Consider the following 11382-nt stretch of genomic DNA (forward strand, 5'->3'; position numbering starts at 1 on the left):
AAAGCATAGCGGGCCAGGGATGGCCCGCGCTGAGCCTGCCATGGATGGCGTTAAGGCGACTTTGCGCAAGGCGTATGCTCCCTGAGCCTGCTCAGCGGTAAGCGGGTGCACGCACAGGAAACCCGGTCAGATCGGAAAGGCGCTAATGCCAATCCCTGGCCGCTCGGCCCGCGCCGTCCCTGGCGCGGGACGCTTTCCTCTTCTGACCGGGTTCCCTGCGCATTGAGCTTATTCATTGCAGTAAGATTCGCCCGGATTTAAATTTCCAGCTGTCTGAAACGGCCTTCAGCCCGCTTTTTTACTCTTCGTCGTAGCCAAGATGCGGTGCCAGCCAGCGTTCCACTTCGCTGACCGACATGCCTTTGCGGGCCGCATAATCCTCCACCTGGTCACGCTGGATCTGCGCCACGGCGAAATATCGACTGTCAGGATGGCTGAAGTACCAGCCAGCGACGGCGGCGCCCGGCCACATGGCATAGGATTCGGTGAGCGTCATGCCGATCTGTTCTTCCACCCCCAGCAGCGTCCAGATGGCCGCTTTTTCGGTGTGATCCGGGCAGGCCGGATAGCCTGGCGCCGGTCGTATCCCCTGATAACACTCGCGAATCAGCTCGTCATTGCTGAGATTTTCATTGGGGGCGAAGCCCCAGATCACCTTACGCACCCGCTCATGCAGATATTCGGCAAACGCCTCCGCCAGACGGTCCGCCAGCGCCTTCACCATAATCTTGTTGTAGTCGTCATGCTGCAGGTCATACGCCGCCGCCAGCGCATCCTCTTCCAGCCCGCCGGTCACCGCGAAAGCGCCAAGATAATCCGCTTTTCCCGTTGATTTGGGTGCCACGAAATCGGCCAGGCAGTAGTTTGCAAAGTCGGTTTTCTCTGTCTGCTGACGTAAGTGATGACTCACACACAAAACTTCATCGCGCCGCTCATCGCTATAGAGATGGATATCGTCACCGACCCGGTTAGCCGGGAAAATACCGACCACGCCACGGGGTGTCAGCAGCGACTGCTCACTTAATCTGTCGAGCATCGCACTGGCATCGGCAAACAGACGCTGTGCCTCTTCACCCACCACCTCATCTTCCAGAATGCGGGGATATTTGCCCGCCAGCGACCAGGTCATAAAGAACGGCGTCCAGTCGATATAGTGGCGCAGCGTGTCGATACTGGCCTCAACCTGACTGACGCCAGGGCGATGCGGCACCGGTGGCGTGTAGTTTTCCCACGCGATCAGGCTGGCGTTATCGCGCGCGGCCTGCAGCGACACCGGCGGCGTGCGCGGTTTTTTGCGTGCGTGCTGAATGCGCACGGTTTCATACTCCCGTCGGGTTCGGGCAATAAAATCGGCTTTCAGCGTGTCGGAGAGCAGCGATGACACCACGCCGACGGTGCGTGAAGCGTTCTGCACGTAAACCGTCGGACCGCTGTAGTGCTGCTCGATTTTGACGGCGGTATGCGCCTTTGAGGTAGTCGCGCCGCCTATCAGCAGCGGCAGCGTAAAGCCCTGACGCTCCATCTCCTTCGCCATGTTAACCATCTCATCCAGCGACGGCGTGATCAGGCCCGACAAGCCGATGATATCCGCATCGACTTCCCGCGCGGTTTTCAGGATCTTCTCCCCTGGCACCATCACGCCCAGGTCGATAATTTCGTAGTTATTGCACTGCAGCACCACGCCAACAATATTCTTGCCGATGTCATGCACATCCCCTTTCACCGTGGCCAGCACGATTTTGCCGTTGCTGCGCCCGGCCTCTTTACTGGCCTCGATAAAGGGTTCCAGATACGCCACTGCCTGTTTCATGACGCGTGCCGATTTCACCACCTGCGGCAAAAACATTTTGCCTTCGCCGAACAGGTCGCCGACCACATTCATGCCCGCCATCAGCGGCCCTTCAATAACCTCTATCGGGCGGGACACCTGCTGGCGCGCCTCTTCGGTATCCTGCTCAATAAACTCCGTTATTCCTTTAACCAGCGAATATTCCAGCCGCTTAGCTACCGCCCAGCCGCGCCACTCCGCCAGCTGTTTCTCCTGCGCGCCGTCACTTTTGCCGCCACGGTACGTTTCCGCCAGCGCCAGCAGCCGCTCGGTGCCCTCTTCGCGCCGGTTGAGGATCACATCTTCGACGGCATCACGCAGTTCAGCGGGCAGATCGTCATAGATAGCCAGCTGGCCAGCGTTGACAATCCCCATCCCCATGCCGTTGCGGATAGCGTGATAGAGGAACACGGCGTGGATCGCTTCGCGAACCGGTTCGTTGCCGCGAAAAGAAAATGAGACGTTGGATACGCCGCCCGAGATCATCGCATGGGGCAGTTCACGCCGGATATCTTCGCACGCCCCGATAAAGTCCATCGCGTAGTTGTTGTGCTCCTCTATGCCGGTCGCCACGGCAAAGATATTGGGGTCAAAGATGATATCTTCCGGCGGGAAACCGACCTCCTGTGTGAGGATCTGATAAGCCCGGCGGCAGATCGCGATCTTACGGGCGCGGGTATCCGCCTGCCCCACTTCATCAAAGGCCATCACCACCATGGCAGCGCCGTAGCGCCGCACCTGACGGGCATAATGGATAAAGGCCGCCTCGCCCTCTTTCATCGAAATCGAGTTAACAATCCCTTTGCCCTGAATGCACTGTAACCCTTTTTCGATCACCGCCCATTTCGAAGAGTCGATCATCACCGGCACGCGGGCGATATCGGGTTCGCCCGCAATCAGATTCAGAAAACGCACCATCGCTGCTTCAGCGTCGAGCATCCCTTCGTCCATATTGATGTCGATAATCTGCGCGCCGCTCTGCACCTGCTGCAACGCGACGTCCAGCGCCTCGTGATATTTCTCTTCTTTAATCAGTCTTTTAAATTTTGCCGAGCCGGTGACGTTGGTGCGCTCCCCGACGTTCACAAACAGTGATTCGGCGCTGATGTTAAGCGGCTCCAGACCGGAGAGACGACAGGCCACCGGAATAGCCGGTGGCTTCCGCGGTACGACGCCTTCAACAGCGGCGGCCATGGCGGCAATATGCTGCGGCGTCGTGCCACAGCAGCCGCCAATAATATTCAGGAAGCCGGCACGGGCCCATTCCCCCATCTGCCGGGCCATCACTTCCGCATCGAGATCATATTCGCCAAACGCATTGGGCAGACCCGCGTTGGGGTGCGCGCTGACGTAGCCCTCAGCGATGCGCGACAGCTCCGCCACATACTGACGCAGCTCATCCGGGCCGAGCGCACAGTTCAGGCCAAAAGAGAGGGGTTCTGCATGACGCAGAGCGTTATAAAAGGCTTCGGTGGTCTGGCCGGAGAGCGTCCGCCCGGAGGCATCGGTAATCGTCCCGGAGATCATCAGCGGCAGCGTCACGCCCAGCGCCTCCATCTCGCTCTGCACCGCATAGACCGCGGCTTTCGCATTCAGCGTGTCGAACACCGTTTCAATCATGATGAGGTCAACACCGCCCTCCACCAGCGCGCGGGTCGACTCCCGGTATGCGTCCACCAGCTGACTGAAGGTGATGTTGCGAAAGGCGGGATCGTTTACATCGGGCGAGATAGAGCAGGTGCGGTTAGTCGGGCCCAGCACGCCCGCCACAAAGCGCGGACGATCTGGCGTTTTTGCCGTCCATGCATCGGCGCAGGATCGTGCCAGCCGGGCCGCTTCACGGTTGATTTCTGCCGAGAGGCTTTCCATGCGGTAATCTGCCATCGCAATCGACGTGGCATTGAAGGTGTTGGTTTCGAGGATGTCAGCGCCTGCGGCCAGATAGGCGTCGTGGATCGCGCGGATCACCGCCGGCTGACTCAGCACCAGCAGATCGTTGTTGCCTTTAAGATCGCAGGGCCACTCGGCGAAGCGGCTGCCGCGAAAATCCGCCTCCTCCAGCCGGTAGCTCTGGATCAGGGTGCCCATGGCACCGTCCAGCACCATAATGCGTTGTGCGAGCTGCTGATATAACGCGTCGATTTTCGTGCTCACCGTTGCCCCACTCACGTCAGTCTGCTGGCGAAAAAGCCTGTTTTTCATTCTGGCACAAGCTTAACTGGCGACAAAGTCACCTTATCCGGGACGGATAACGATCGCGGGCTGAGAGGTCTGACCAGAAAAGCAGCGTTTGCAAACGTCACGATTAAAACGAAAATGATTTCCACAATGCAAAAGAGGAGTTTCCCATGGCAACGCCGGTTCCCGCTAAGCGCGGCAAAAAACCCCGTAGCACGCCTGTCGCCGCACCAGCGGGCGGTCAGGTCCAGTCGCTGACGCGCGGCCTGACCCTGCTGGAGCTGATTGCCGATTCACACGGCAGCGTGGCACTGACCGAACTGGCTCAGCAGGCGGGCCTGCCAAACTCCACCACCCATCGCCTGCTCAGCACCATGCAGCAGCAGGGTTTTGTCCGTCAGGTGGGCGACCTGGGTCTGTGGACTATCGGCGCACACGCCTTTGTGGTCGGCAGCAGTTTTCTGCAAAGCCGTAACCTGCTGGCGCTGGTGCACCCGGTGCTGCGCAGGCTGATGGAGCAGTCCGGCGAGACGGTCAATCTGGCGGTGCTGGATCTCAGCGATCATCAGGCCGTGATCATCGATCAGGTGCAGTGCACGCAGCTGATGCGGATGTCCGCGCCGATTGGCGGCAAGCTGCCGATGCACGCCTCCGGTGCCGGCAAAGCGTTCCTGGCACATCTGGGCGATGAGCAGGTCACGGCGCTGTTGCATCAGAAGGGCTTGCACTACTACACCGCGAAGACGCTGATGTCGCCGCAGAGCCTGAAGGAGAATCTGGCACAGGTGCGTAAAGCGGGCTTTTCCTTTGACGATGAAGAGCATGCGCTGGGTCTGCGCTGTGTCGCCGCCCCCATCTATGACGAACATGGCGACGCCTTTGCGGCGCTCTCCATCTCCGGCCCGATTGCCCGCATGACGGATGACCGCATTACTGAACTCGGCGCGCTGGTCATCCGCGAGGCGCGACAGGTTACGCTGGCGTACAGCGGTCGTTAACGGTTTCTGCCGCGTAGCAGACGCTGAAACGCTGCGTCTGCCGCCAGGCAATCACCTCTTCCACATGGCCCTGAGCGATGCGCTGCTGCTGAGCGCGCCACCAGCCGGGGTCAAAAAGCTCCGGATGCAGTTGCAGCAGCAAGGCGCCGGTCGCGGCTTCGCTGCATAACGCATAGCGGAAAGTCTCCGGAAACACATCGTCCGGCCCGACGCTGTACCAGGGCTCTGCGCTGAGTTCATCTTCCTCATAACGCGCGCGCGGCACCTCCCGGAAGTTCAGTTCGAGCATCGGGCGGATCTCATCGTAGTCATAAAAAATGACCCGGCCATGGCGGGTGATGCCGAAGTTTTTAAACAGCATATCGCCGGGAAAGATATTGGCGGCCGCCAGCTGCCGGATGGCGTTGCCATACTCCTCGATTGCATGATGCCGCTCTGCCGCGCTGGCCTGCGCCAGATAGAGATTAAGCGGCTGCATCCGTCGCTCCAGCCACAGATGACGAATAATCAGACGGTCGCCCTGGATCTCCACTTTTTCTGCCGCACAGGCGTTCAGCTCAGCCAGCAGCGCCGGTGAGAAGCGCGCCAGCGGCAGCGCAAACTGCTCAAACTCCTGCGTATCGGCCATGCGTCCCACGCGATCATGCTCTTTGACCTGCTGATAACAGGCGCGCACCTGCGCTTCCGTCACCTCTTTCTGTGGCGCGAAGCGATCCTTAATCACCTTAAACACCCGATCAAACCCCGGCAGCGTGAAAACCAGCATCACCATGCCGCGCACGCCAGGCGCGATCTCAAAGGCCGCATCACTCTCTGCCAGCGCCTGAAGATATTCACGGTAGCTTTCCGTTTTGCCATGTTTCTGGCAGCCAATTGCCCTGTACCGTTCCGCCAGGGTTTTGCCTGGCAGAATCGGTTGCAGCCAGGCGACCAGCGCAGCAGGCACCGGGGCATAGACCATAAAACAGGCGCGGGCGAACCCAAAGACAATGCTGGCGTCATTCACATCGGTGAGACAGGTGTCTATCCAGAGTTCGCCGGCGTCAGTGCGCTGAATCGGCAGCAGACAGGGAGCGATGCCTTCCGGCAGATGCAGGCGCGCCACCAGCCACGCGGTTTTGTTGCGATAAAAAAGCTCACTGTTGACCTCTAGCCAGCCCTGATCCAGACCGGCAAAGTGCGACGTCAGGTGACGGACAATCCAGCCGACATCCCGGGCGCGATGCTGCCACGGCAGGGTCAGCGGTAAATCGGCCAGAGCCTGATCCACCACGGTCCGCCAGCCTCTGTCCGGCAGATAACGTCGCGACAGGGGCCGCAAAGGGGTAACCGGCGTAGCCTGGGATTGAGAGCTGAAGATAAACAGGCGCTCCGGCTGCAGATCGGCATGGCCATGTAACCGGCAGTAGACGGAGTTAAAAAAGCTTTCGGCAATCTCATGCCGCGGGTAGCCGGGAAGCAGGCTCTGATAGTGATCCTTGATCCGCAGCCAGAATGCCTGATCCCAGTCTGCCGCGCCGTTCAGCACCCGCAGCTGGTCAGCAACCAGAGAGACATGATGGTCGTAGAGGTGGATGCGAGCCTTCATGGCGTGCTGCACCGCCTGCCATTCCGCCTGTTCAAACCGCTGCTGCGCCCCGGCGGTGATATCCAGAAAGCGGCCATACTGCGCATCTGACCCCTGCAGAATCGTGTGGGCGATTAAAGATTCACGTGGCGGCATAATCAGCTCCGGCAAAGGCCCGCCCGCAGCGTGCGGGCGGGGGATCCGTCAGGAAAGCGCGTCAGAACTGATGCTCTTCGGTCGAACCGGTCAGCGCCGTGACCGACGATTTACCGCCCTGAATGGTGGTGGTGACCTGATCGAAATAGCCGGTGCCTACCTCCTGCTGATGCGACGAGAAGCTGTAACCGCGATCGCGCGCCGCAAACTCAGGTTGCTGAACCTTTTCAACATAGTGACGCATCCCTTCGCCCTGAGCATAGGCATGGGCCAGATCGAACATGTTGAACCACATGCTGTGAATGCCTGCCAGCGTGATGAACTGGAAGCGATAACCCATGTCGCTGAGCGACTGCTGAAACGTCGCGATGGTGCTGTCGTCGAGATTTTTCTTCCAGTTGAATGACGGCGAACAGTTGTAGGCCAGCAGCTTACCGGGAAAGCGCGCATGAATGGCGTCGGCAAAGCGTTGCGCCATCGCCAGGTCCGGCGTCGAGGTTTCACACCACAGGATGTCAGCATAGGGTGCATAGGCCAGACCGCGACTAATCGCCTGTTCTATCCCCGCATGGGTGCGAAAGAACCCTTCTGCCGTCCGGTCGCCCCGGATAAAGGGACGGTCATATTCATCGCAGTCTGAAGTGATCAGGTCAGCGGCATCGGCATCGGTGCGGGCCAGCAGCAGGGTGGGCACCCCCATCACATCGGCGGCCAGCCGGGCCGCCACCAGTTTCTGAATCGCCTCCTGGGTCGGCACCAGCACCTTACCGCCCATATGGCCGCATTTTTTCACCGCAGCCAGCTGATCCTCGAAGTGAACCGCCGCGGCACCCGCCTGAATCATCGCCTTCATCAGTTCAAATGCGTTCAGCACGCCGCCAAAACCCGCTTCCGCATCGGCAACAATCGGCAGAAAGAAATCGGTGTACCGGCTGTCACCCGCTTCGATACCCGCGGACCACTGAATCTGATCGGCACGCTGAAAGGTCTGATTGATGCGCGTCACGACCTCCGGCACTGAGTTGACCGGATAGAGCGACTGGTCGGGATACATCTGCCCGGCAACGTTGGCATCTGCCGCCACCTGCCAGCCAGAGAGATAGATCGCTTCAATGCCCGCTTTCGCCTGCTGAAGGGCCTGACCGCCGCTCAGCGCGCCCAGACTGTTGATGTAGCCCTTCTTTGCCTTGCCGTTCAGCAGTGCCCAGAGTTTCTCTGCACCGCGCTCCGCCAGCGTACAGGCGGGTTGTAATGAGCCGCGCAGATTAACCACCTCTGCTGCGCTGTACGGGCGGGTAATCCCATGCCAGCGTGCGGTCTGCCAATCCTGTTCAAGTTGCTCGATTTGTTGAGTGCGTGTCATGGCAATAGCTCCTCTGTTCAGGGGATCAGGCGGTAGCCTGGCAGGGTAAGAAAGGAAACCAGTTCGCGTTCGGTGGTGATCTGCGCCATCAGCTGCGCCGCGTCGTGGTAGCGACCGCCGCTGAAACGGGATTCACCCAGCGTGTTTTGCAGCAGATGCAGCTCTTCGTTCAGCCAGCGCAGAAACAGTTCAGCGGTGACCGGCTGGCCGCTGTCCAGGATTTGCTGGTGGCGAATCCACTGCCAGATAGAGGTGCGCGCAATCTCCGCCGTAGCGGCATCCTCCATCAGTCCATCAATCGGCACACAACCGTTACCGCTAATCCAGGCCTCAAGGTATTGCAGCGCGACGCGGATGTTGGCACGCATACCCGCCTCGGTGCGTTGCCCTTCACAGGGCGCAAGTAACTGCTCTGCCGTGATCGGGGCGTCCGCTTCACGCATGACATGCAGCTGATTAGGCCGATCGCCGAGAGCGGCATTGAAGACGGCCATCGCACTCTCTGCCAGGCCAGGATGCGCTATCCAGGTGCCGTCGTGTCCATTGCCCGCCTCACGCTGCTTATCTTCCGTTACGCGTTGCAATACCCAGGCATTGCGCACCGGATCTTTGTGGGGAATGAGGGCCGACATGCCCCCCATCGCAAATGCCCCCCGGCGATGACAGGTTTTAATCAGCAGTCGCGAATAGGCATCCAGGAATGGCTGCGACATGGTCACCGACTGGCGATCCGGCAATATCCTATCCGGATGCTGTTGCAGGGTTTTGATATAGCTGAAGATGTAATCCCAGCGGCCGCAGTTCAGGCCGACGATATGATCGCGCAGATTCCACAGGATCTCATCCATCTGGAAGACCGCAGGCAGGGTCTCGATCAGCACTGTCGCTTTGATCTTTCCGCGCGGCAGATCGAACTGATCCTCGCTGAAACGAAAGATCTCACGCCACCAGGCGATCTCCTGCCAGCTTTCGGTTTTCGGCAAATAGAAGTAAGGGCCGCTGCCTTTCGCCAGTAAAGCGCGAACGTTGTGGAAAAAGTAGAGAGCGAAATCGAACAGGCCGCCCGGAATCGCCTTACCCTGCCAGCTGACATGTTTTTCTGACAGATGCAGACCGCGCACCCGGCACATCAGCACCGCCGGATGGGCGTTCAACTGATAGATTTTGCCCTTGTCGCTGGTGTAACTCAGCGTTCCCTGCACCGCCTCGCGCAGCGTGAGCTGACCGTCGATCAGTTTTGACCACGCCGGGGAAAGCGAATCCTCAAAGTCAGCCATAAAGACGTTCACGTCAGCATTCAGCGCGTTGATCACCATCTTCCGATCGGGCGGCCCGGTGATCTCCACCCGGCGATCCGCTAAATCGGCCGGAATGGATCGAATATGCCATTCACTTTCTCTTATAGAAGCGGTTTCCATATCGAAGTCTGGCAGCGTGCCCTGGTCATAGCGTTGTTGTCGCCGCTGGCGGTCGAGTAACAGTGCTTCGCGTTGCGGCGCAAAGCGTGTCACCAGAGTTTCTAAAAACGAGATGGCTTCAGGGGTAAACAGGCTCTCTGCTGCCTGGTTCAGGGGCTGGCTGAAGGTCAGGGTATGGCTGATCACGGAATCTGTCATGCTGGCGCTCTCCTGTATTCAAAAGATCGAATGCAGCGGATCCACTCGCTGTTTGTTTTGTGAGCTACAGATCCAGAGCATAAGCATTTATTTTATTAAATCAAAAACTATTTCCATTTTTGAATTTAAACGGCGATATCTCTTTGTTTCAGAACGGATTAAAGCTTCATCTTTTAAAGGAATGCTTTTCATCTGGCTTTTTACAGGCGAAAAAAAACCGTGCTGCCATCGGCTAACACGGTTCAGTTGAAGATTAAGCGGGACTATTCCAGCGTCGGATTCATGTGACGCAGATCGAACGGCGTGATCTGATAGACGTAGTAGTTGAGCCAGTTCGAAAACAGCAGATTGCCGTGGCTGCGCCAGGTGGCCCGCGGTGGCAGCGCCGGATTATTCTGCGGGAAATAGTTATATGGAATCTCCGGTTTCACGCCCGCCTCATAATCGCGATGGTACTCACCGGCCAGGGTCAGGGCATCATACTCCGGGTGACCGGTAACAAAGACCAGTCGCTTGTCCCTGCTCGCCATCAGATACGCCCCGGTTTGTTCCGATTCAGCAAACAGCTCAAGATCGGTGTAATCGGTGATCAGCTGGGTAGGAAAATCAGCATAGCGTGAGTGCGGAGCCAGGAAATTATCATCAAAACCCCGGGTCAGTAACGCGTGCGGATGCAGTATCTGATGCTCATAGACGCCAGACAGTTTGTTCTGTCGGGTTTGTTTCGGAATACCATACAGAATATTCAGCGCAGCCTGCACCGCCCAGCAGACAAACAGGGTTGAGGTAACATGCTCATTTGCCCAGTGCAGCACGCGCTGAATCTGTGGCCAGTAAGCGACATCGTTAAAATCAACCAGTCCGAGCGGCGCACCTGTCACGATTAAGCCATCGTAGTTGTCGTGCTGAATATCTTCGAAATTGCAGTAGAAGTTGTTGAGGTGCTCGCTGGGGGTGTTGCGCGACTCACGGCTGTCGATACGCAGCAGCTGAATATCGATCTGTAAGGGTGAGTTGGACAGCAGACGCAGAAACTGATTCTCCGTTTCGATCTTCTTCGGCATCAGATTCAGTACCAGCACTTTAAGCGGACGGATCTCCTGAACACTGGCGCGCGATGATGTCATGACAAAGACATTTTCATCACGCAAAAAATTTACTGCCGGTAATTCGTCGGGAACCCTGATTGGCATAACCTGCTCACCTCATACAACCGTATAAACGTTTAGACATCTGGATGCCCAACATTAGCCTGATTGGGGTGAGTTGTCGAGGTTTCATGCAGAAAATGAAAATGTTTCAGCTTAAACTGGCAAACAGCAGACGTAAAAAAGCCCCGCACGTCAGTGCGGGGCTTCTTCACTTATATAATGCCTGGCAGTTCCCTACTCTCGCATGGGGAGGCCCCACACTACCATCGGCGCTACGGCGTTTCACTTCTGAGTTCGGCATGGGGTCAGGTGGGACCACCGCGCTAAAGCCGCCAGGCAAATCTTGGTGCACGAAACGAAAAATTCTTCGCTTCTGCTAATTCTTTATCCGTCACAAACTGAAAATCGCGTCTCTCAAAAACGCCTCTGGCGTTGTAAGGTTAAGCCTCACGGGTCATTAGTACCGGTTAGCTCAACGCATCGCTGCGCTTACACACCCGGCCTATCAACGTCGTCGTCTTCAAC

6 protein-coding genes and 2 rRNA genes are annotated in these 11382 nt (G+C 57.9%); 1 reads left to right on the top strand and 7 read right to left on the bottom strand.

The features are described from left to right. Positions 1–298 precede the first annotated feature (298 nt). Positions 299–3982 (bottom strand): methionine synthase, encoded by a 3684-nt coding sequence (metH, locus tag CKF42_RS18575; RefSeq protein ID WP_111208890.1) that lies wholly within the window; start codon positions 3980–3982, stop codon positions 299–301. A gap of 194 nt (positions 3983–4176) precedes the next feature. Between metH and iclR the strand changes: the two genes are divergently transcribed. Then, positions 4177–5004 carry a glyoxylate bypass operon transcriptional repressor IclR gene (iclR, locus tag CKF42_RS18580; RefSeq protein ID WP_046100998.1) on the top strand — a complete coding sequence of 276 codons (828 nt, stop codon included), beginning with the start codon at positions 4177–4179 and terminating at the stop codon, positions 5002–5004. Here iclR and aceK read toward each other — a convergent pair. The 6 genes from aceK to CKF42_RS18610 form a co-directional block, all read right to left on the bottom strand. Continuing rightward, the gene (gene aceK / locus CKF42_RS18585) at positions 4979–6727 is read right to left on the bottom strand and encodes a bifunctional isocitrate dehydrogenase kinase/phosphatase (protein ID WP_111208887.1); all 1749 of its coding nucleotides are present in this window, start codon (positions 6725–6727) and stop codon (positions 4979–4981) included. The genes iclR and aceK overlap by 26 nt on opposite strands. Positions 6728–6788: 61 nt before the next feature. Then, positions 6789–8090, bottom strand: a complete 1302-nt coding sequence (aceA, locus tag CKF42_RS18590) for an isocitrate lyase (RefSeq protein WP_009092641.1) — start codon at positions 8088–8090, stop codon at positions 6789–6791. Between the two features lie 17 nt (positions 8091–8107). Further along, a complete protein-coding gene (aceB, locus tag CKF42_RS18595; protein ID WP_111208888.1) occupies positions 8108–9706 on the bottom strand; it encodes a malate synthase A in 1599 nt (532 codons plus the stop codon). Between the two features lie 263 nt (positions 9707–9969). Beyond that, a complete protein-coding gene (metA, locus tag CKF42_RS18600) occupies positions 9970–10899 on the bottom strand; it encodes a homoserine O-succinyltransferase (protein WP_009092644.1) in 930 nt (309 codons plus the stop codon). Between the two features lie 179 nt (positions 10900–11078). Beyond that, positions 11079–11194: ribosomal RNA gene (gene rrf, locus CKF42_RS18605) — 5S ribosomal RNA — on the bottom strand. 99 nt (positions 11195–11293) lie between these two features. Beyond that, positions 11294–11382, bottom strand: a 23S ribosomal RNA gene (locus CKF42_RS18610); the annotation flags it as partial.

Origin of the sequence: Pantoea sp. ARC270 (assembly GCF_003236725.1) — a bacterium.
GTDB lineage: Bacteria > Pseudomonadota > Gammaproteobacteria > Enterobacterales > Enterobacteriaceae > Pantoea > Pantoea anthophila.

Bases quoted from the DNA above. Each gene is read 5' to 3' on its own strand.
- iclR (WP_046100998.1), top strand. From the start codon at position 4,177: ATGGCAACGCCGGTTCCCGCTAAGCGCGGCAAAAAACCCCGTAGCACG.
- aceK (WP_111208887.1), bottom strand. From the start codon at position 6,727: ATGCCGCCACGTGAATCTTTAATCGCCCACACGATTCTGCAGGGGTCA.
- aceA (WP_009092641.1), bottom strand. From the start codon at position 8,090: ATGACACGCACTCAACAAATCGAGCAACTTGAACAGGATTGGCAGACC.
- aceB (WP_111208888.1), bottom strand. From the start codon at position 9,706: ATGACAGATTCCGTGATCAGCCATACCCTGACCTTCAGCCAGCCCCTG.
- metA (WP_009092644.1), bottom strand. From the start codon at position 10,899: ATGCCAATCAGGGTTCCCGACGAATTACCGGCAGTAAATTTTTTGCGT.